At 71.2% G+C, this 21,574-nt stretch carries 16 protein-coding genes; 6 read left to right on the top strand and 10 right to left on the bottom strand.

The features are described from left to right. Window positions 1-101: 101 nt before the first annotated feature. Together ACZ7CD_RS39675 and ACZ7CD_RS39670 are read right to left on the bottom strand one after the other, a co-directional pair. Complete coding sequence (locus ACZ7CD_RS39675; RefSeq protein WP_470380995.1) at window positions 102-1,712, bottom strand: ABC-F family ATP-binding cassette domain-containing protein; 1,611 nt, start codon at window positions 1,710-1,712, stop codon at window positions 102-104. Further along, window positions 1,705-3,318, bottom strand: coding sequence for an ABC-F family ATP-binding cassette domain-containing protein (locus tag ACZ7CD_RS39670; protein ID WP_360388691.1), 1,614 nt, complete (start codon window positions 3,316-3,318; stop codon window positions 1,705-1,707). The genes ACZ7CD_RS39675 and ACZ7CD_RS39670 overlap by 8 nt, the downstream gene beginning before the upstream one ends. 238 nt (window positions 3,319-3,556) lie before the next feature. Here ACZ7CD_RS39670 and ACZ7CD_RS39665 point away from each other — a divergent pair, with 238 nt between their 5' ends. Genes ACZ7CD_RS39665 through ACZ7CD_RS39655 form a run of 3 tightly spaced genes read left to right on the top strand, consistent with a single transcriptional unit; the run spans window position 3,557 to window position 6,796 of the window. After that, window positions 3,557-5,026 carry an amidase gene (locus ACZ7CD_RS39665; RefSeq protein ID WP_360388688.1) on the top strand — a complete coding sequence of 490 codons (1,470 nt, stop codon included), beginning with the start codon at window positions 3,557-3,559 and terminating at the stop codon, window positions 5,024-5,026. Continuing rightward, window positions 5,010-6,158 (top strand): GDSL-type esterase/lipase family protein, encoded by a 1,149-nt coding sequence (locus ACZ7CD_RS39660; RefSeq protein ID WP_360388685.1) that lies wholly within the window; start codon window positions 5,010-5,012, stop codon window positions 6,156-6,158. Before ACZ7CD_RS39665 ends, ACZ7CD_RS39660 begins: the two co-directional genes overlap by 17 nt. Before the next feature lie 38 nt (window positions 6,159-6,196). Next, entirely contained in the window at window positions 6,197-6,796 is a 600-nt protein-coding gene (locus ACZ7CD_RS39655; protein ID WP_360388682.1) for a helix-turn-helix transcriptional regulator, read from the top strand. Here the strand turns inward: ACZ7CD_RS39655 and ACZ7CD_RS39650 are convergent. Then, window positions 6,784-7,380: a short chain dehydrogenase gene (locus ACZ7CD_RS39650; RefSeq protein WP_360388679.1), complete on the bottom strand. Its 597-nt coding sequence runs from the start codon at window positions 7,378-7,380 to the stop codon at window positions 6,784-6,786. The two genes, ACZ7CD_RS39655 and ACZ7CD_RS39650, sit on opposite strands and share 13 nt — an antisense overlap. Before the next feature lie 69 nt (window positions 7,381-7,449). Here ACZ7CD_RS39650 and ACZ7CD_RS39645 point away from each other — a divergent pair, with 69 nt between their 5' ends. Beyond that, on the top strand, window positions 7,450-8,301 hold the full coding sequence (locus ACZ7CD_RS39645; RefSeq protein ID WP_360388676.1) for a LysR family transcriptional regulator: 852 nt from the start codon (window positions 7,450-7,452) through the stop codon (window positions 8,299-8,301). On the opposite strand, the gene ACZ7CD_RS39640 is transcribed toward ACZ7CD_RS39645, so the two are convergent. After that, window positions 8,292-9,950, bottom strand: a complete 1,659-nt coding sequence (locus ACZ7CD_RS39640; protein WP_360388674.1) for a glycoside hydrolase family 99 protein — start codon at window positions 9,948-9,950, stop codon at window positions 8,292-8,294. The two genes, ACZ7CD_RS39645 and ACZ7CD_RS39640, sit on opposite strands and share 10 nt — an antisense overlap. A gap of 138 nt (window positions 9,951-10,088) precedes the next feature. Here ACZ7CD_RS39640 and paaK point away from each other — a divergent pair, with 138 nt between their 5' ends. After that, window positions 10,089-11,387: a phenylacetate--CoA ligase PaaK gene (paaK, locus tag ACZ7CD_RS39635; protein ID WP_360388671.1), complete on the top strand. Its 1,299-nt coding sequence runs from the start codon at window positions 10,089-10,091 to the stop codon at window positions 11,385-11,387. Between the two features lie 190 nt (window positions 11,388-11,577). Here paaK and rph read toward each other — a convergent pair whose 3' ends face one another. Together rph and ACZ7CD_RS39625 are read right to left on the bottom strand one after the other, a co-directional pair. Further along, on the bottom strand, window positions 11,578-14,166 hold the full coding sequence (rph, locus tag ACZ7CD_RS39630; protein ID WP_470380994.1) for a rifamycin-inactivating phosphotransferase: 2,589 nt from the start codon (window positions 14,164-14,166) through the stop codon (window positions 11,578-11,580). 124 nt (window positions 14,167-14,290) lie between these two features. Next, window positions 14,291-15,916, bottom strand: a complete 1,626-nt coding sequence (locus ACZ7CD_RS39625) for a purine-cytosine permease family protein (RefSeq protein ID WP_470370600.1) — start codon at window positions 15,914-15,916, stop codon at window positions 14,291-14,293. Window positions 15,917-16,103: 187 nt separating this feature from the next. Between ACZ7CD_RS39625 and ACZ7CD_RS39620 the strand changes: the two genes are divergently transcribed. Beyond that, on the top strand, window positions 16,104-18,122 hold the full coding sequence (locus tag ACZ7CD_RS39620; RefSeq protein WP_470380993.1) for a toll/interleukin-1 receptor domain-containing protein: 2,019 nt from the start codon (window positions 16,104-16,106) through the stop codon (window positions 18,120-18,122). Here ACZ7CD_RS39620 and ACZ7CD_RS39615 read toward each other — a convergent pair. From ACZ7CD_RS39615 to ACZ7CD_RS39600, 4 genes are read right to left on the bottom strand one after another with little or no spacing between them, the layout of a single operon-like run. Then, entirely contained in the window at window positions 18,112-18,564 is a 453-nt protein-coding gene (locus ACZ7CD_RS39615; RefSeq protein ID WP_470380992.1) for an SRPBCC family protein, read from the bottom strand. The genes ACZ7CD_RS39620 and ACZ7CD_RS39615 overlap by 11 nt on opposite strands. Beyond that, entirely contained in the window at window positions 18,561-19,340 is a 780-nt protein-coding gene (locus tag ACZ7CD_RS39610; protein ID WP_470380998.1) for an SDR family oxidoreductase, read from the bottom strand. Before ACZ7CD_RS39610 ends, ACZ7CD_RS39615 begins: the two co-directional genes overlap by 4 nt. Next, entirely contained in the window at window positions 19,340-20,488 is a 1,149-nt protein-coding gene (locus tag ACZ7CD_RS39605) for a sulfotransferase family protein (RefSeq protein WP_470380991.1), read from the bottom strand. The genes ACZ7CD_RS39610 and ACZ7CD_RS39605 overlap by 1 nt, the downstream gene beginning before the upstream one ends. Then, window positions 20,485-21,543: a DUF1214 domain-containing protein gene (locus ACZ7CD_RS39600; protein WP_470380990.1), complete on the bottom strand. Its 1,059-nt coding sequence runs from the start codon at window positions 21,541-21,543 to the stop codon at window positions 20,485-20,487. Before ACZ7CD_RS39600 ends, ACZ7CD_RS39605 begins: the two co-directional genes overlap by 4 nt. Window positions 21,544-21,574: the final 31 nt, after the last annotated feature.

Raw genomic sequence — 21,574 nt, 5'->3', positions numbered from 1 at the left:
CACCCGCTACGACAAACTCGCCATCCGCTACCAGGCCACCGTCCACATCGCCGCCATCAACATCTGGCTACGCCACATCTAAAACACGGCCTAGGGCCGCGTCAGCCCCGGGCGGCCACGACCAGCTCCTCGCCCTCCCACCGCCTGCGCAGCCACCGGTCGTGGCTCGCGACCACGACCGCCCCCGGACCCGGCCCCAGCGCGTCCTCCAGCTCGTCGCACAGCGTCGGCGACAGGTGGTTGGTCGGCTCGTCGAGCAGCAACAGCTGCGGCGGGTCGGCCACCAGCAACGCCAGGGCGAGCCGGCGGCGCTGACCGACCGACAACGTGCCGACCGCCTTGCCCAGGTCCCGCCGGTGCAGCAACCCCAGCGACTCCAGCGGGACCCGCGCCGCCCGCTCCGCCCCGAGCGCCCGCCCGTAGGTGGCACGGGCGGTGCGCCGCGGGTGCTCGAACACCGTGTCCTGGTCGAGCAGTCCGACCCGCAGATCGGGACGTCGCCGCACCCCCGTGACCGCCAGGCGGCCGGCCAGGGCGAGCAGCAGCGTGGACTTGCCGGAACCGTTGGGACCGCTCACGAGCACCCGGTCGCCCTCGCGCACGTCGAGCCGGTCGAGGTCGAGCCGGCCGGGCACGTGGACCTCCCGCAACGACACGAGGACCTCTTCGGCCGCCGACGTCGGCTCGGCGTGGAACCGCAGCGGGGGCGGGGGAGCGGGCACGGCCCGGCGTTCCAGCTCCTCCAGCCGCCGCGCGGTGGTGCGGACGCGGCGGGAGATCTGGCTCTGCACGCGGTTCGCGCGCACGCCGTAGCCCATCTTGTCGCTGTCGCGCATCGACCGGTTCGGCGCGACCCGGTGCGCGGTCAGCTCCAGGTTGGTGCGCAGCCCGGTCAGCTCCTCCTGCTCCTCGGCGTACCGCCGTTCCCAGCGCTCGCGGTCGGCCCGCTTCTGCCCGACGTACTCGCTGTACGTGCCGCCGAACCGGACCGGGCCCTCCACGGCCGGGTCGAGGTCGACCAGGTCCGTGCACACCGCGTCGAGGAACGCCCGGTCGTGGCTTGCGAGCACCACTGCGCCGGGCAACGCGCGCAGCTGCTCCTCCAGGAACGCCGCCGCCGCGTCGTCGAGGTGGTTCGTCGGCTCGTCCAGCAGCAACGCCGCCGGCCGCCGCACCACCAGCGCCGCCAGCGCGAGCCGCCGGCGCTGCCCGCCCGACAGCGAACCCAGCGTGCGCTCCCACGGCACACCGCCCAGCCCGAGTCCACTCAGGACGATCTCGGCCCTGCGGTCCGCGTCCCACGCCTCGTGCCGCTGCGCCACCTCCAGCTGGTCGGCGTACGCCGCGAGCAGCTCCACGTCGTCGGGCGCGGCGGCCAGCAGCGCACCGAGCCGGTCCAGCGAAGCGAGGTCCTCGCGTGCGTCGGCCAGCGCGTCGCCGACCACCTCGGCCACCGTCGCCGACGCCGGGAACGGCATCTCCTGGTGCAGGAAACCCAGGTCCCGCGGCCGGTCCACCCGGCCGCCGTCGGGCTCGTCGACCCCGGCGAGCAGCCGCAGCAACGTCGACTTGCCCGCGCCGTTCTCCCCGATCAGGCCGATCCGCCGGCCGGGTGCCGCGGTGAGCGACACCCCGTCGAGGACCCGGCGCCCACCGAACCCGCGCACCAGCTCGTGCGCCACCAACGCCTGCGCCGGCACCGCCTCAGCCACGAGCGGCCTCCAGCAGCTTGCCGCCCTCCAGGCGCAACCAGCGGTCGATCCGCACCTCGCCCAGGAACCGCTCGTCGTGGCTCACGACGACGAACGCGCCCTGGTAGGCGTTCAACGCGCTCTCCAGCTGCGCGGCGCTGACCAGGTCGAGGTTGTTCGTCGGTTCGTCGAGCAGCAGCAACTGCGGTGCCGGCTCGGCGAACAGGACGCACGCCAGCGTGGCGCGCAGCCGTTCGCCACCGGACAGCACCCCGACCGGCAGGTGGGCCCGCGCGCCGCGGAACAGGAAGCGCGCCAACAGGTTCATCCGGTCGGCCTGCGGCATCGCCGGTGCGGCCGCGGCCAGGTTCTCCGCCACCGTGCGGCTGTCGTCGAGCAGGTCCAGCCGCTGCGACAGGTACGCGATCCGGCCGTCCGCGCGCTTCACCTCACCGGCCTCGGGCGTGAGCGAGCCCTCGACCACCCGCAGCAGCGTCGACTTGCCCGCGCCGTTCGGTGCGGACAGGGCGATCCGCTCAGGGCCGCGGATCGCGAGGTCGGCGTCGTCGAACAGGTCCCGCACCCGGATGCCGGTGCCCAGGAACAACGTGCGCCCGGCGGGCACGGCGGTCTGCGGCAGCTCCAGGCTGATCCGCTGCTCGTCCTTGAGCGACCGCTCCGCCTGGTCGAGGCGGGTCTTCGCGGCGCTGAGCCGGGCGGCGTGCGTGCCGTCGGCTTTGGCGGCGGACACCTCGGCGTTGCGCTTCATGGTGCCCGCGAAGATCTTCGGCAGTCCGGCGCTGGAGAGGGTGCGCTGGGCGTTCGAGGCACGCCGGGCCGCGCGTTCGCGGGCCTGCTGCATCTCCCGCTTCTCGCGTTTGACCTCCTGCTCGGCGCTGCGGATGTTCTTCTCCGCGACCTCGCGCTCGGCGGCGACGGCCTCCTCGTAGGCGCTGAAGTTCCCGCCGTGGAACCGGATCTCGCCGGCGTCGAGCTCGGCGACGCGGTCCACCCGGTCGAGCAACGCCCGGTCGTGGCTCACCACGAGCAGGCAGCCGCGCCAGTCGTCGAGCACCGAGTAGAGCCGGTGCCGGGCGTCCAGGTCGAGGTTGTTGGTCGGTTCGTCGAGCAGCAGCACGTCCGGCTGCTTCAGCAGCTGGGCCGCCAGCCCCAGCGACACGATCTGGCCGCCGCTCAGCGTGCCCAGCTTCCGGTCCAGCGCCAGGTCGCCCAGACCCAGCCGGTCGAGCTGGGCGCGGGTGCGTTCCTCCAGGTCCCAGTCGTTGCCGATGACGGTGAAGTGCTCCTCGTCGACGTCACCGGACTCGACGGCACTGATGGCGCGCAGCACCGCCGCGACGCCGAGCACCTCGGCCACGGTCACGTCCGCGGTGAGCGGCAGGTCCTGCGGCAGGTAGCCGAGCACGCCGTCGACGGTCACGCTGCCGCCGGCCGGGGGCAACGCACCCGCGATGAGCTTGAGCAGCGTCGACTTGCCGGCACCGTTCGGGGCGACCAGACCGGTGCGGCCGCCGGGGAAGGAGACGGACAGATCGTCGAAGACGACGGTGTCGTCCGGCCACGAGAAGGACAGGCCGGACACGACGACGTAGGCGTCGGAAGACATGGTGAGACCTCGGGAGGTGCGAACGCGCGGGCCACCCGCGCGGGTGGAAGAAGGGACGACGAAACGGCCATCGGAGGCGATGGCCTGTCACACCCCGGGCTCACCCGGAGATGTCGTCTTCACCCACCAGCACGTCGAGCTCCTTCGAGGAGGTTGATCTCTACCCGGTCAACGGTAGCAGCTCCCGGCGTTGCTCCGCTCGGCAGAAAGCGGCGCGACGAGCGGTTACCTTGATCGCGTGGACTTCGACGAGTACCGCGAACACGACGCCACCGGGCTGGCGCAGCTGGTCGCTTCCGGGCAGGTGTCGGCGGCCGAGCTGCTGACCGTGGCGCGGGAACGCGCCGCCGCGGTGAACCCGCGGCTCAACGCGATCGTCAGGGACGTCCCCGCGACGCCCTCCGACGACCTCACCGGTCCGTTCGCCGGCGTGCCGTTCCTGATCAAGGACCTCGGTCAGGACTACGCGGGCCTGCCGACCTCGAACGGGTCGCGGTCGCTGCGGTCGTTCCCGGTCACCGAGCACTCCACGGTCGTGCAGCGCTGGCTCGACGCCGGCCTGGTGATCTTCGGCAAGACGAACCTGCCCGAGTTCGGCGCCAAGGCCATCAGCGAGTCGGCCGTGTGGGGTCCCGCGCGCAACCCGTGGAACCTCGACCACACGCCCGGCGGCTCCTCCGGCGGTTCGGCGGCCGCGGTGGCGGCGGGCATCGTGCCGTGCGCCGGTGCGAACGACGGCGGCGGCTCCACCCGCATCCCCGCGGCGTGCTGCGGCCTGGTCGGGCTGAAGCCGGGGCGCGGGCTCACGCCGTTCGGACCGGGCACCGCCGAGATGATGCACGGCGCGGCGGTGCAGGGCGTCGTCTCGCGCACGGTCCGCGACACGGCGGCGATGCTCGACGTGATCTGCGGCGGTGAGCCGTACGGGCCGTTCACCCCCGGCATGCCCGAGGCGTCCTACGCGTCGTGCGTCACCGAGGAACCCGGCAAGCTGCGCATCGGCGTGCGCGTGCCGTCGGCGATCAACCCGAACCCGCACCCCGAGGCACGCGCCGCGGTCGACGGCGCGATCGAGGTGCTGACGTCGCTGGGTCATGAGGTCGAGGAGCTGCCGGAGGCGCCGTTCGACGACGCCGCGCTGGCCCGCGACTTCCTGCTGACCTGGTTCGTGAACCTGGCCTGGAAGGTCGGCGACGCGAAGCGGCAGACCGGTGCGCCGGACATCGCGTTCGAACGCGACACGCTGCTGATGGCCGCGCTGGGCCGGGCGACCAGCAGCGTCGACTACGTGGACGCGGTGCAGCGCCGGCACGAGCACACCCGCCGCCTCAGCACGTTCTTCGACACCTACGACCTGCTGCTCACGCCGTCGCTGGCCACCCCGCCACCCAAGATCGGTGCGTTCGACCTGCCGGTGAACCTGCAGCGCGCCACCGACGTGCTGCTCAAGACCGGCACCGCGCGGTTCCTGCGCAACACCGGCATCGTGGAGAACATGATCCGCGACAACCTCGGCTGGGTGCCCTACACCCAGCTCGCGAACCTCACCGGCAGGCCCGCCATCTCGCTGCCGCTGCACTGGACCGCCGACGGCCTGCCGCTGGGCGTCCAGTTCGTCGCACCGCTGGCCGGCGAGTCGCTGCTGATCAGGCTCGCCGCCCAGCTCGAACAGGCGCTGCCGTGGGGTGACCGTGTCGCTCCGATCTGAACCCGTCGCGCCGCTCGTGCGCGGTGCCGCCGAACTGGAGCAGACCGACCGCGGCCTGCGCCCGCACCGCCTGCCCGCGTGGGTGCGCGAGCGGTACCCGGACCCGCAGCTGCTGTCGGTGGAGAGCCACCCGTCCGGTGTGCGCCTGGTCGCGGAGACCGAGGCGCGCACCGTCGAGCTGGTCCTGCACCCGACCTGCACCGCCTACGCCGGACTCGACCGGCCGCGCGGCAGCGTCGACCTCGTGGTGGACGGGGTGCCGGCGGCGAGCACCGTGCTCGCCGCCGGCGACGTCAAGGAGGTCGACCTGCGCACCGGTGAGGCCCGGTTGGTCCCCGGCCGGCCGCACACTGAGCGCCACGAGCTCCCCGAGGGCACCAAGGTCATCGAGTTCTGGTTGCCGCACAACGAGGTCGTCGACCTGGTCGCGGTGCGCGCCGACGCCCCGCTGCGCCCGCACGACCCGGGCCGGCGGATCTGGCTGCACCACGGCAGCTCCATCAGCCACGGCTCGAACGCCGCCACGCCGACCGCGATCTGGCCCGCCGTCGCCGCCCGCCACGGCGGTGTCGAGCTGCACAACCTGGGCCTGGGCGGCAGCGCGCTGGTCGACCCGTTCACCGCGCGGGTCCTGCGCGACCGTCCGGCCGACCTGATCAGCGTCAAGCTCGGCATCAACGTCGTGAACTTCGACGCCATGCGGCTGCGCGCGTTCGTGCCCGCGGTGCACGGGTTCCTCGACACGATCCGCGACGGCCACCCGGACACGCCGCTGGTGCTGATCTCGCCGATCTTCTGCGGCATCCACGAGGACACGCCGGGTCCGGGTGCGATCGACCTCGACGCGCTGGCGTCCGGGCGGCGGCTGTTCACCGCGACCGGGGTGCCGGAGCCGGGCCGGTTGACGCTGCGGGTGGTCAGGGAGGCGCTGGAGTCCGTCGTGGAGCGCAGGGACGACGACCCGAACCTGTCCTACCTGGACGGTCTGCGGCTGTACGGCGAGCAGGACGCGGCCGAGCTGCCGTTGCCGGACGCGCTGCACCCGGACACCGCGGCACACCGGCGGATCGGGGAGCGGTTCGCGGAGCACGCCTTCGCGCCGGGCGGTCCGTTCAGCGAGGACCCGGCCTAGCGCCCGGTGCGGCAGCCACCGCGGCCTGCCCTGGCAAGATGCCGGTCGTGGACACCGACGACGTGCTCACCGGCGTGGGGCCGCGGCTGCGCGCCCTGCGCCGGCACCGCGGCATCACCCTCGCCGAGCTCTCCACGACCACCGGCGTCTCGGAGAGCACCCTGTCACGGCTGGAGAGCGGGCAGCGCAAGGCCACGCTGGAGCTGCTGCTGCCGTTGGCGCGCACGTACAACGTGCCGCTGGACGACCTCGTCGGCGCCCCGCGCACCGGTGACCCGCGCATCCACCTGACCCCGATCCACCGGTTCGGGATGACGTTCATCCCGCTGTCCCGGCGCCCCGGTGGCGTGCAGTCGTTCAAGATGCTCATCCCGAGCGGGCTCGCCGAGCCGACCCCGCAGACGCACGACGGGTTCGAGTGGCTCTACGTCCTCAACGGGCGGTTGCGGCTGCTCCTCGGCGACCTCGACCTGACGTTGCCGCCCGGTGAGGCCGCCGAGTTCGACACCTCCCAGCCGCACTGGCTGGGCAGCGCGGACGGGAACGCGGTCGAGCTGCTGATCCTGTTCGACCCGCAGGGACTGCGCACCCACGTCCACGGGCCCGGCCACTCCGGCCGGTCCGGTCAGGGGACGTAGACCTGGCCGGTCTGCCGCCCCTCGATCGACCGCACGTACGCCCGCACCACCTCGGCCAGCGGTACCGGCCTCATGCCGGGGAAGAAGTCGCCGTAGGTGTCGAGCGCCTCGGTGAACACGGTGGGGCTCACCGCGTTGATCCGCCGCGGTGCGATCTCGATGGCGGCGGCCCGCACGAACGCCTCCACCGCGCCGTTGACCAGCGACGCCGCCGCCCCGGTCACGATCGGCTCGCGCGCGAGCACGCCGGTGATCAGCGTGAACGAGCCGTTGGCGGTGACGTGCGAGAGGCCCTCCCGCACGAGCGACACCTGCGACAGCACCTTGCCGGTGATCCCGGCCTGGTAGTCGGCGGTGGTCAGGTCGGTCAGCGGCTTGAACGGCACCGAGCCCGCCGCCGACGCGACGGCGTCGACCGGCCCGACGGCCGCGTACAGGTCGGCCACACGGTCCGGGTCGGTCACGTCGTACCGCAGGTCACCGCCGGTGCGGGACACGGTGACGACGTCGTGCTTGCGTGCGACGAGCTCCTCGTGCACGGCGGTGCCCAGCAGTCCGGTGGCTCCCACGAGCAAAATCCTCATGCCGACGACGCTAAGCCCGTTCCGCGCGCCGGTGAAATGCCGATCGTGCAGCACTTATGATCGGCAGTCATGAATGTCGAGCTGCGCCACCTGCGGGCACTCGCCGCCATCGGCGACCACCGGTCGATCACCGCCGCGGCCCGGTCGCTGCACGTCACCCAGCCCGCGCTGTCCCGCACGCTCGACCAGCTCGAACGGCGGCTGGGGGTGCGCCTCGTCGACCGCACCACCCGCCACGTGGCGCTCACCGGCAGCGGGCAGCGGCTGTGGGAGCACAGCCACCGCATCCTCACCCAGCTCGACAGCGCGCTCGCCGAGGCCGTCCGGCCGCAGCCGTTGCGGCTGACGTTCGCGTGGGCGGCGCTCGGCCGGTTCACGGTCCCGTTCCTGCGCGAGTGGCGGGCCCGGCACCCGGACGTGCTGGTGCGCATCCGCCGCGCCGACGACCCCGAGGCGGCGCTGCGGCGCGGTGAGGCGGACATCGCCGTGCTGCGCACCCACCCGGTGTCACCCGACGTGGAGCACGCGGCGTTGATCGAGGAACCGCGCGTGGCCGCCGTGGCGGACGACCACCCGCTCGCCGCCCGCACCGCCCTCACCCTCGACGACCTGGTGGGCGAGGCGGTGGCCGTGTGCGAGACCGCGGCGACGACCACCGCCGACCTGTGGCCGTCCGGTGCCCGCCCGCGCACGGTGGACGTGCCGGGCGTGGAGGAGTGGCTGACCTCGATCGCGACCGGGGCGACGGTCGGCGTCACGGCTGCGGGCACGATCCACCACCACCCGCACGCGGGCGTCACGTACCTGCCGCTGACCGACGCCGACCCGGTCACCGTCCACCTCGCCTGGCCCGCACTGCCCGCGCACCCGTCCACCGCGGCGTTCGTCGAGCTGGCGCAACGCCACCTGCGTCACGCGTAGAGGCGCAACCCCGACAGCTGTCCCGCGGGCCAGCCGGTGTTGCCGCTGAACACCAGCCGCACGTACCGGACCTGGCTGCCGGGCAACGTGATCGTGGCGCTGTTGCCGCTCGCCGGGTCGAACACGCGCCCGCTCGCCCCGGCCAGCGGACCGAACGCCTGCCCGTTCACGCTGCCCTCGACCGCGACCACCTGCGTGCGCCGTCCCCAGGCCGGGTCGGGCGGCAACGTCAGCACCGCCCGCCGCACCGCCACCGCGGACCCGAGGTCGACCTGCACCCACTGCGGGAACGCGTGGTTCGCACTCTCCCAGTAGGACCTCGGGTCGCCGTCGACCACGTTGCCGCTGCCGTAGTGCTGGTTCTGCGAACTTTGCGCGGTCGGCCGGCCCGCCGCCAGGTCCACGTCCGGCGCCGGCGGTCCGCCGACCCACGGCACGGTCGGGCGGGTGGCGGTCAACGCGAGCTGCCCCTTGAGCATCCGGCCGCCGTCACCGGTGAGCCGCAGGTAGTAGTCGGCCGAGCAGCGGGTCCCGTCCTCGTCCAGTGCCAGGAAACCCGACCCCACCGGCACGTCGGCCTGCGACTCGGCGGTCTTCGCGATCTGGTTGCCCTCGTTGTACTCGTCGAACATCGAGATGTAGATGCCTTGTGCGCCAAGGCGGACCATGTTGTAGAACTGCCGCCACATGAAGTCGCCGTGGACCCGTTGCCGCGCGTTGAGGTCACCGGGCAGCACGCACGGCTGGTAGTCGATGCCCCGCGCGTTGCACTCGGCCTGGTCGGGCAGGTTCACGTTGGTGTGGAAGCGGTCCGAGTCCGCGGCGGTGCCGATCCGGCCGACCATCCACGGCGAGATCATGTCGAACGAGCGGTAGACGTTCCCGAACCCCTGCCGGGAGTCCTCGACCTCGGTGCGCCAGTGCGTAGGGACGCCGCCCATGACGTAGCAGCCGCGCGCCTTGAACCAGTTCACCACGTCCTGGCAGGGCTCGGGTCCCCACGGGCGGCCGGGGTCGTTGAAGCCGAAGCCCCAGATGCCGACGACGGGCTTGCCGTTCTGCCGCGCGTAGGCCGGCGACGAGGTGTGCGCCGCCATCTTGGCCTGCCAGTCGGTCTTGATCTCCGACTGCATGTTCTGCCAGTTCGTGACGTCGTACATGATGTAGAACTTGCGGCCGGTGGCCTCGGCGGCGGCTCGCACGTGCGCCGTGACGGCGTCGCGGACCGGACCCTCACCGCCGGTGGGGTTGAACCGTTGCAGGGCGGCGGTGTCGCAGCCGTTGTCGCGCATCCAGGCGAAGTGCACGTCCACGGTCTGCCGGTCGTGGTTGGAGAACACCGCGGCGGGCCGGCCGTCGCCGAGGTTCGCGAACGCGGTCGGGTAGGTGCGGGCGTAGTCGCGCACGTCCGGCCACACCTTGACCGAGCTGGTCGCCGGGGCGGGCGGCCGGCTCCAGTCGTCGTTCCAGTGCCACCAGCCGTCGATCGGCGAACCGTCACCGCGGCAGGCGAACCAGCCCTGGTAGCCGACGGTGATCTTGCCGACCACGTCGCCCGGCGGGCTGGCGGCACGCGCCGCAGTGGGCAGGAGGTCGAGGGCGGGCACGGCGAGGGCGGAGCTGAGCAGGGTGCGACGAGACAGGGACATCGCGAACTCCTTTGTCGGCGATCCGACATCAGGGTGCAACTCTGAATCAGAAGTCCGCAAGATGTTGACTGAAATGTGCAAAAGACCGGTACTTCCGGCGATCAACTACCGTGCGGGCAACGGTTGGAGGAGGACCTGATGCTGGACCTGAGCCCGCGGCCCGGTGACCTGGAGCCGATCGAGACCGCCTCGGTCGACGAGCTGCGCGCGGTGCAGCTCGAACGGCTGCGGTGGTCGGTCCGGCACGCCTACGACAACGTGCCGCACTACCGCGCCTCCCTCGACGCGGCCGGCGTGCACCCCGACGACGTGAAGTCGCTGGAGGACCTGGCCCGCCTGCCGTTCACGACCAAGGCCGACCTGCGCGACAACTACCCGTTCGGCATGTTCGCCGTCCCGCGCACCGACGTCCTGCGCGTCCACGCCTCCTCCGGCACCACCGGCCGTCCCACCGTCGTCGGCTACACCAGGGCCGACCTCGACACCTGGGCCTCGGTCGTGGCCCGCAGCATCCGCGCCGCCGGCGGCCGCGCCGGTCACGTGCTGCACAACGCCTACGGCTACGGCCTGTTCACCGGCGGCCTCGGCGCCCACGCCGGCGCCGAGCTGCTGGGCTGCACCGTCGTCCCGGTCTCCGGCGGCATGACCGAACGCCAGGTGCAGCTCATCCGCGACTTCGAGCCGGACGTCATCATGGTCACCCCGTCGTACATGCTCTCGATCATCGACGAGATGGAGCGCCAGGGCATCGACCCGCGCGGCACCTCGCTGAAGGTCGGCATCTTCGGCGCCGAGCCGTGGACGAACGACATGCGCGCCGAGATGGAACGCCGCCTCGACATGCACGCCGTCGACATCTACGGCCTCTCCGAGGTCATCGGCCCCGGCGTCGCCAGCGAGTGCGTGGAGACCAAGGACGGCCTGCACGTGTGGGAGGACCACTTCTACCCGGAGGTCATCGACCCGGTCACCGGCGAGGTGCTGCCCGACGGCGAGGAGGGCGAGCTGGTGTTCACCTCCCTGACCAAGCAGGCCATGCCGGTCCTGCGCTACCGCACCCGCGACCTGACCCGCCTGCTGCCCGGCACGGCCCGCACGATGCGCCGCATCGAGAAGATCACCGGCCGCACCGACGACATGATCATCCTGCGCGGCGTGAACCTGTTCCCGACCCAGATCGAGGAGCTCATCCTGCGCATCCCCGCGCTGTCACCGCACTTCCAGTGCGTGCTGAACCGCACCGGCAACCTCGACGACCTGACCGTGGTGGTCGAGCACCGCGAGGACACCGGCCCCGGTGCGGCGGGCGAGACGTTGCGGCAGCTGGTGAAGAGCTCGATCGGCGTGACGGTGGCCGTCGAGGTCGTGGCGCCGGGCGGGATCGAGCGGTCGGTGGGGAAGATGAAGCGCATCGTGGACCGCCGCCCGAAGCGCTGACCGTCCCGCGGCGTCGGCGAAGCCGTGCACGGCCAGCGCTTCAGCCCACCCCCGGCACCGCCTCTGGAGCTCCACCGCAGCACACCACGCGGCGCGTACCTCAACCGCCGCAATGCGGGGCTACCGGTGAGTGGGGGAGAACAGGCCGGCGCGGCACCACCACTCCTGATCCGGCGCACGGGACCGGGGGTCAGTCGAGCAGCTCGACGTACCCGTCGGTCCCGTTCACCCGGATCCGCTGGCCGTCCCGGATCAGCCGGGTGGCGTTCTCCAGCCCCACCACGGCCGGCAGCCCGTACTCCCGTGCCACCACCGCGCCGTGCGTCATCAGCCCGCCGACCTCCGTCACCAGCCCGGCGATGGCCACGAACAGCGGTGACCAGCTGGGATCGGTGTGGGCGGTGACCAGGACGTCGCCCGGTTCGAGGTCGGCCTCCGCGAGGTCCAGCAGGACGCGCGCCCGCCCCTCGACCGTGCCGCCGGACACCGCCAGGCCGACCAGCGCGCCCGCGGGCAGGTCCGACCGCCGGTAGGTGCCGGTGACGGCCTCGCCGTCCGACGTCAGCACCCGCGGTGGCGTCAGCGCCTCGAACGAGCGGAACTCCTCGCGGCGCCTGCGGATCAGCGCGAGGTCGGCCTGCCCGGTCAGCACGACGTCGCGGAACTCCGGCAGCGTCAGGAAGAAGATGTCCTCTTCGGACTCCAGCACGCCGGTGAGGCGCCGGGCCTCCGCCAGCAACGCCTTCTTGTACACGAAGTACCGGCTCACCATAAAGTACTTCGGGTACTCCCGGTAGCCGATGAACGTCCGCACGCGGTCGATCATCCGCTTGGTCTCCGCGGCCTTGGCCTCGCCGTCCGGCAGCGCGCGCAACCGCTCCAGCAGCTCCTGCTCCTTCGCCCACGCCTCCTGGCGGCCCTGCTCGAAGCGCTGCTCACCGGCACCGGGCGCGAAGTTGCGGACGTTGGTCAGGATGATCGGCACCAGAGTGGACGGACGCTCGCTCCACCGCGGCCGGGTGATGTCGATCTCGGCGACACAGCGCATGCCGTACCGGTCCAGGTACCCGTTCAACGCGGCGAGGGCCTCGGCGCCACCGGGCACCTCGGCCAGGCCGTCGAGCGAGTCGGGGCTCTTCTCCAGGAACGCCACGACCTCGGGGTGCGGGCGGATCGCGTCGGCCACGTCGAGCAGGGCCAGGCCCATCTCCGAGGTCACGTTGTGCGGCGCGGACAGGCTCAGGGCGTCGGCGGCGTTCGTCTCACCCAGCCACTCGTGCAGGTGGCCGTTGAGCCACCAGCTCGCCTGCATGCCGGCCATGATCACCTGGGTGCTGCGCGCGTCGAACAGGACGCGGCGCAGCTCCTGGAAGTCCGCGAGGACGAAGTCGACCAGGTCCACACCGGACAGCGGCGCGATGTCGCGTTCCAGTGCGGCGACCGAGGCCTCGGCGGCGGCGATCAGCTCGATGACGACCGCCGGGTCCGTCTCGATCGTGGCCGGGGTCGCGCCAGGGATCGGTGGCACCGGCGTGTCGTCCGGTGCGGGCAGGAAGCCCTCGCGGTCGACGACGGTCTGCAGCGCGTCACCCATCAGCGGGTCGGACTTGCCCGCCACGCCCAGGAACGCGGCACGGCTCGCCGGTGCGGTGACGATCGGCGTGACGTCGACGAACAACCGGCCGCCCGCGACGACCATCGGGCGCGGTGTCGTCAGCTGCCACACCGACAGGCCCAGCGGCTTCATGGCGTCGGTCATCATCTGCTGGTGGCCGACGGACACGAAGACGCGGTTGCCGTTGCCGTCGCCGTCGCCGCCGGGCACCGGGAACAGCGTGGTGATCGGGCGGCTCTGCACCACCTGGAACCCGTCGTCGGCCAGGCACCACTCGACGTCCTGCGGGCGGCCGAAGTGCGCCTCGATCCGCCGGCCGAGCCGCACGAGCTCCACGACCTGAGCGTCGGTCAGCGCCGGCAGCTCGCGCCGCGCCGGGTCCACCGGCTGCTCGCGGGTGCCGCCGGACGGCAGGGCCTCGACGGCCACGTCCTTGGCGGCGATCGACCGGCTGAGCACCTCGCCGTCGCGGACCCGGTAGACGTCGGTGTTGACCAGGCCGGAGACCAGCGCCTCACCGAGGCCGAAGGTGGCCTCCACGCACGCGACCTTGCGGTTCGAGGTCGTGGGGTCGGCGGTGAACAGCACGCCCGCCGCCCGCGGGAACACCATCCGCTGCACCACCACGGCCATGCGCACCCGGTGGTGGTCGAAACCGCCGCGCAGCCGGTACGTCACGGCCCGCTCGGTGAACAACGACGCCCAGCACCGGCTGACGTGCCGGACCACCTCCTCCGCACCCACCACGTTCAGGTAGGTGTCCTGCTGGCCCGCGAACGACGCCGTCGGCAGGTCCTCGGCCGTGGCGTTCGACCGCACGGCGTAGGCGTGCTCGGCGCCGAGCCGGGTGACCGCGCCGGTGATCGCCGCGGTCACCTCGTCCGGGACGGCGACGCCCTCCAGCACCCGTCGCACCTCGGCGCTGCCCCGGCGGATCTCCTCCCGGTCGTCCGGTGAGAGGCGGGCCAGCCGGTCCAGCAGGTCACCGACCGCCGCGTCCCGCACGACGCGTTCGAACGCCTCCGTCGTCACGCAGAAGCCGGCCGGCACGCGCACCCCGTCGATGCGCGTGAGCGCGCCGAGGTGCGCGCCCTTGCCGCCGACGACCGCGAGCTGTGCCTGGTCGACCTCGTCGAGCCCGAGCACGAAACTGCTGTACGTCAACTTTGGTTCCCCCGTTTCGCCTGCGGGCTCCAGCATCCTGCCGACGCCGGATTTCCGCAGGTCGTGACCTTCGACGGGAGAGTGTGCTGCACACCGGGGGTCTTGCGGCAAGACCCCCCGTGCGCTATACGTTGGTAGTGGCGGGCAGTACGTGTGCGCCCGTGCGGTCCGTGCTCAGGCACAGCGAGCAGACCTCACCGCCCTGCGCACTCGCGGTCATGTCCGGCCGTTCGTAGGACTCACCGCAGACCACGCAGTCGTACCTGCTGCCGCTCGGGTTGCCGTCCGCGTCCAGCAGCGGCTCCGCGATCCCGTCGTCGGTGCGGCGCAGGTAGAACCGGCCTCGCGTGAGCACCGCCATCAGCGGCGTCACCACGACCGGGACCACCACGGCCACGACCGGCGAGTACGGCTGGACCACCGGCCCGAACAGTCCGAAGTAGACGCCGATCGACAGTCCCGAGGACGCCAGGAACGACACCACGCCCACCGGGTTGACCGCGTGGAGCATGCCGCGCCGGAACTCCGGCTGCTTCGGCGACAGCTTCAGCAGGTACTTGTTGACCGCGATGTCGGTGGCGACGGTGACGACCCACGCCATGGCGCAGTTGGAGTAGAAGCTCAGGATCTTGTTGAGGAAGCTGAACATGTCCGCTTCCATCAGCACCAGCGCGATCGCCAGGTTCACGCACACGAACACCAGCCGCCCCGGATACCGCTTGGTGACGCGCGTGAACGAGTTCGTCCACGCCAGCGACCCCGAGTAGGCGTTCGTGACGTTGATCTTCACCTGGCTGAGCACCACGAGCACCAGCGCCAGCGGCACCACCAGCCACGCCGGCATGAACTGCTTGAACACGCCGGTGAACTGCTCGATCGGCTCGACGGCCGCCACCGCGCCGACCGCGTCCAGCACGTAGACCGCCATGAACACGCCGATGGCCTGCTTGAGCGCGCCGAAGACCACCCAGCCCGGTCCGGCGAGCACCACCGACGTCCACCACACCCGCTTGTTCGCCGCGGTGCGCGGCGGCATGAACCGCAGGTAGTCGATCTGCTCACCGATCTGGCCCATCAACGACAGGCAGACACCGGCCCCCAGCACCACCGCGGCGGTGCCGACCCCGTTGCCGCCGCCGTCGTAGGAGAGGAACCGCCGCACCGACTCCGGCTCGGTGACGACCAGGAACAGCAGCGGCGCCACCATCAGCAGCAGCCACAGCGGGTTCGTCCAGCTCTGCAGCTTCGCCAGCACCTTCATCCCGTAGACCACCAACGGGATGATCACCAGCGTCGACAGCAGGTAGCCCAGCCACAGCGGCAGCCCGAGCGCGTACCGCAGGCCCTGCGCCATGATCGAGCCTTCGAGCGCGAAGAAGATGAACGTGAAGCTCGCGAAGATCACGCTCGTGAGCACGGACCCGTAGTAGCCGAACCCGGACCCGCGCGTGATCAGGTCGAGGTCGATGTTGTACCGCGCGGCGTAGTACGCCAGCGGGAAGCCGGTCACGAAGATCACGAGTGCGGCGAACCCGATGGCCAGCAACGCGTTGCCGGTGCCGTGGGTCAGCCCGATGCCCGCGCCGATCGAGAAGTCCGCCATGTAGGCGATGCCACCCAGCGCCGACGCACCCACCACCCCTGGCGTCCAGCGGCGGTAGGTGCGCGGCGCGAACCGCAGGGTGTAGTCCTCCAGGGTTTCCCCGGAGGTACCGGAAGTCTGGCTGCGCTCCACCACGTCAGCTGTCACACCGGTTGACGCTAGGAACTCCGCGTTTCGTGCGGTCGCGCGTCCGTGTGACCGCCGTGTGAACCGCTGCCGAATCCATGCGACGACGAATTTTGATAACGGACGACATCTCAGGACCGATGTCGTCCCCGTGTTGCGAAGATCCGGTGTGAAGCGGGTTTCTGGACCTGTCCGCAGCACCCTGCGCGTGCGGCTGGCCGTGGTGCTCGTCCCGTTCTTGGCCGCGGTGTGGTTCCTCCACCTCGGCAGCGACGAATTCGGTGATTCGAAGAGCTTGTCGGCGATCGTTCTGGTCGTGTCGGGCCTTTTCACGGCACTGCAGTTGACCTGGTTCAGGGGCACGTTCGGTCCGGTTGCGTCCTTCCTGTTCAACCTGCTGGTCCCGACCGTCACCGGGGTCCTCCTGTACGTGGAGACCAAAGGTGGGTGGCCCTACAGTCCTGTCATCGGCATCGTGCTGGGGCTGGTCAACTCGTTGGTCGTGGTGTGGTTCGGCGACGACGCTCTCCTGCGCCGCAAGCCCAAGATCTTCATCAGCTACCGGCGCGAAGACGCCGAGCCTGTCGCCACCCGGTTGTACGCCCGCCTGGTGAACGACTACTACGGCACCCACAGGGTCTTCCTCGACAGCCACTCCCTGCCACTGGGCCGTGACTTCCGGCCCCGTCTGCGGGAGGTGATCGAGCAGTGCGACGTGGTGCTGGTGGTGATCGGGCCGCGGTGGCTGGAACTGCTGCGCGACCGTGCTGACCGGGCGGAGGACTACGTGCTGATCGAGATCGAGGCGGCGCTCTCCGCGGCCAGACCCGTCGCTCCGGTGCTGGTCGACGGTGCCGCACTGCCTGCGGTCGCGGACCTGCCTGAAAGCATCAACACGTTGCCGCACCACCAGTCCGTCGAACTTCGCGGGGACGCGCACTTCGCCGGGGATTCCCACCAGTTGACGGTGCAGGTGGAGGACCTGCAGAGAGATCACCTCCGTGACTCCGTGAAACGAGATCCGCGGGCTCGCCGCACCAACCGGCTCGGCATTGCCGCATTCGTGCTCGCCTTGCTGGCTCCGTTCGGCTGGAGTGGCCTGGACGCAGCCACCTACCCCATGCGGGCGCTCCGTGGAGCGGAAGCGTCATCGGACGGTCGTTTCGTTGCCACCGTGTTCTGCGGCGCACTGCGGATCTGGGACGTTGAACGAGCAGCGTGGAGCGATGCTGCGGGCGACCTGAGCGGGCTCGCAGCCGAAGCCGCGGAGCTGATCCGGTGGTCTCCCGACGGACGCTGGCTGGTGTCCGGTAACCGTGACGGAGCGATGTACCTGTGGGATGCGGCAAGCCTGAAGGTCGTGCGGCAGTTGGCAGGGCACCAGGGTGTGCTCGACGACATCTCCTGGTCCGCAGACAGCGTCAAGATCGCCACAGGCGACCAGCTCGGGGTGGTGCGGATCTGGCACACCGATGAGGACGACCCGATCGTGAGTCAGGCGGTTTTTTCCGGTGAGAGGTCCTACGTCCGCGTAGTGGAGTGGGCGCCGCGCGGTTCTGAAACTCTTGCGGTGAGCAGCTTCGACCGGACGGTTCGCCTGCTGAAGGTCCGGTCGCACGACCTGCAGGAGACGGCGTCGTTCACCGAGCGCCGCGGCTTCGTCGAAAAAGTCGCCTGGTCTCCTGACGGGAGCCGGCTCGCGTCTGTCGCGTCGGAGCGGGGCCTGGTGTCCCACCGGGTGGAAAACGGTCGGCTCATCTCCAGTGCCGAGCTGGACACCGCGCAGAACTCGAACAGGGTGGACGCTCTGCGGTGGTCACCGAACGGCAGCTTGCTCGCAGCGGTCGACTCGTCCGGAAGTGCGGTTCGGCTGTGGGAAGCGGACAGCGGCAAGGCCCTCCCGCCGTTCGTCCTCGACAACCTCGGCTTCGGTGGTTCGTCGCTCGTGTGGTCCGCGAACAGTGCGAGCCTTGCTGCCACGAACAAGTCGGAGGTCCTGGCCTGGTCGGTTCCGGGCGGAAAGGTGATCGCCGATGCGGCTCATGGGCGAAGCGCTGTCATCTTCGGCAAGGATGTGAGCATTGTGGGCTGGTCGGAGACCGGGAACCGGATCATCTGGACGTCGGGCAGCCGGTTGCGGATCACCCTGTTCGCTGTCGGGGCAGGCGAGCAGACCGTGTTGGGCCCCGTGCCCTTGGGGGCGTGGCTCGTGGGCATCAGGCCTTGACCAGTGCGGCCACCCGGTCGCGCAACGCGTGCGCCACGGCGTCGAAACCCTGCTTCACGTAGGCACCCTGAGCGGCCACCACGGCGTTGGCGTACTTGCCGTTGAAGGTCTCACAGGTGTGGTAGCTGCACCGGGCAGGGCCCAGCGGCGTGATCCACTGGTCCCGCACCCCGAGCAGCCCCGGGAACGTGTCCCCGGTGTCGTAGCGCAACAACCTCGGTGGGACGACGGAACGCACGAACTCCCGGCTCACGAACGTGCCCGGCGAGCCGTCCGGCCGCGGCAGGGTGAGGTCGATCGGCGAGTCCACCTCCAGCGTCGTGGCCACGCTCAGCGTGTACGGGTTCCACTGCGGGTAGCCGGCGTAGTCGACCAGCACCTGCCAGACGAACTCGGCGGGTGCGCCGATCTCCACGACGACGGACTCGATCAGGTGGGTCATGCCGGCATGTACTCCCCGCCGTTGACGTCGAGCGTCGCACCGGTGACCTCGGAGGCCAAGCGGGACAACAGGAACAGCACCGCACCCGCGCACGCCTCGTCGGTGGGGATGCGGCCCAGCGGGTTGCGGGCGGCGATCTCGTCGTAGACGTCCTGCTCGCTCACGCCGCGTGCATCGGCGGTGAACTTCAGGTAGAACCGCACGCCGGGGCCGTCCAGCCAGCCCATGACGGCCTGGTTGGCGCGGATGCCGTGCTCGCCGAGCTCCAGCGCCAGGAACTGGGTCGCGGTGGCCATCGCGGCCTTCGCGATCGCGTAGCCGCCTTCGCCGCGCATCGGCTTGCGGGTGGTCATCGTGCCGATGTTCACGATCGAGCCGCGTCCCGCGGCCTTCATGTGCGGCACGACCTCGCGGGTCACGTTCAGCGCGCCGTGCAGGATGATGTCCATCGACCGCCGGACCGCCTTCTCCGGCGTGTCCAGCAGGTCGGCGAAACCGGGGTGGCCGAACGCCGAGTTGACCAGGCCGGTGATCGTGCCGAACCGGTCGACGGCGGTCTCGACCAGCCGCGCCACCTGGTCGGGTCTGCGGACGTCGCAGGACACCCCGACGGCCTCGCCGCCGGCAGCCGCCACTTCCTCGGCCACCTGGTCCATCACGTCGGTGGAGCGGGCGGCCATCACGACCTTGGCGCCCTCGGCGGCGGCGCGGAGTGCGAGCTTCGAGCCGAGGCCCGGTCCGACGCCGGTGATCACGACCACCTCGTCCTGGAGCATCACGGGTAGACCTCCGTGTAGAAGGCGAAGTCCCGTTCGAGGCGGTCCTCGGTCAGGCCGAAGTCCTCCGGGGCGTAGGAGTGCGCGCCGTGCCGTTCGGCGCGGTTCTGCCGCAGGTAGGCGGCGAACGCCTGGTCGTCGGCCGGGCCCGCGGGCAGGCCGAGCTCGCCGAGCACGTCGTGGGCGACGACGAGCGGTTTGGCCACGGTGTCGGCGAACCGGACGTCCACGAACCGCTCGGGGCGGGCCTGCCGGGCCGCGGCGAAACCCCGCAGCGTCTGCGCGAACCGGCCGGACCAGTACGGGCCGATCCACAGCGGGTCGACGTTCTCGCTGTACTGCGACGACATCGTGCGCACCATCGAGGCGTACGACGGCACGGCCCGCGCGGGTGAGCGGTGGGTCATCACGACCTTGCAGCCGGGGAAGGTGTCCAGCACGGTGTCGACCGCGGTGAGGTGGTGCGGCGACTTGAGCACCCACGGCCGGGTGCGCCCCTCCTGCTGCCACTGCAACACCTGCAGCCACTCGCGCAGCTCGCGGTAGGCCGGCGTCTGGTCGGCGGTGCGCAGCCAGTCGCCGTAGGACGGCACCCGGTAGAACGAGTCGAAGCTCATGGACACGAACGTCCGGTCCAGCAGCAGCACGTCCTCCTCCGGCCCGTCCCACACGACCGTGTGCAGATCGCCGAAGTCGGGGGAGAGCTGCGCGAAGGCCCGCATGCGTTCCTGGGCACGGCGTTTGCGCTCGGCGGCATCGGGCCCCTCCCCGGGGAACGGCACCGGGTAGGCGACCTCCCACGACAGCGTCGAGGTGAGCTGCGGCGACGCGGCCAGCAACCGGTGCAGCAGCGTGGAACCGGTGCGCGGCAGGCCGCAGATCTCCGCGGCGACCCGCACCTCGACGTCGAGGACCTCGGGGTGCTCGCGCTGCAGGGCGCGCAGCCGCAGCCGGTCGGCCAGCAGCGCGGTGAGCCGGTGCCGGGTGAGCCGCACCCCCGGCGCTGACAGGGAGGCCTCCGCGTTGAGGCTCGCGACGAGCACGTCGAGCGGTTCGCGGAACCAGTCGTCGCCGAAGTCGTCCAGGCCGGTCTTGGCAGCGGCCCCGGTCAGCAGCTCGTCGACGTCGAGCGCGGTGGTGACCGTCATCGGAGCTCCTCCAGGGCGACGACACGGCACTTCGGGATCGGGTGTTCGGTGGCGCCGAGCCAGCGCAGCAGCGCGGTGCCGGAGGTGTGACCGCAGGTGTCGATCCAGTTGCCCACGCCGGGATCGCGCTCGGCCACCACGATCGTGAGGCGGCCGGTGCGGTCGAGCACGGCCGTGTGCTTGTTGACGGTGATCTTGCGGCGGTGGTCGAGCGACTCCATCCACCAGTTGCCCAGCTGGAAGTTCCAGTACGGGCAGTCGGGCACGTCGGTCTCGACCACCCAGGCCTCGCCGGGCCGCAGCGTCCAGTAGCCGTGCAGGTAGAAGATTTCCGGGTCGCCACCCGCGCGCTGGAACACCTCTTGGCCGAAGTCGGGCAGCTCGTTGGGGCGGGCCATGAACGTCCGGGTCCAGTGTGCGAACGTGGCCGCGGTGCCGTGCACCGACAGGGCCGCCCGGTGCAGGGCCTTGGCGAGGAACTCGGGCGTCAGCGGGGCCGGCTCGGCAGGCCCGCCGACCTGTTCGACGTGCCACCGGCCGGGTACCTCGGTCGTGCGGTCGAGGTAGGTCTGCCGGACCACGAGACCGGTCGAGTCGGGGGCCAGCGGCAGCCAGTTCGGCCCCTGCTCCTGTGCGCTCGCGATGATCTCGACGGTGCCGTCCGGCGCGGTCACGAGGTCGGCACCGGACAGCTCACCGGTGGAGGCCATCGTGCCGTCCTTGGCGTAGCGGTTGGCCTTCGAGCCGATGCTGAAGTAAGCGATGCTGCCGCACGTCCCGGTGATGCGGTAGGTGCGGTCGCCCCGGATGTTCGCGGACAGGTAGACGTTGTCCGGGTTGTCGGCGCCGATCTTCACCAGGTCGAGCTCGTGGAACCGCGGGAAGTCGGGGTCGGCGTTGTCCAGGCAGGAGTACAGCATCTCGCGGGTCAGCCGGGCGAGGTAGCGGTAGCCCTCCGCGCGGTCGAGCGGGGTGTCCGGCGCCTGCTCCGACAGCACCACCCGGCCTGCCTCCTCCAGCGCCCGGCAGAACCTCGACCACGCCTGATCCGGCACACCGACCTCCCGATTAGAACGTGTTCTAGTT

Source organism: Lentzea sp. NPDC036949, from assembly GCF_055608075.1.
This window is presented reverse-complemented; position numbering and strand designations above follow the sequence as displayed.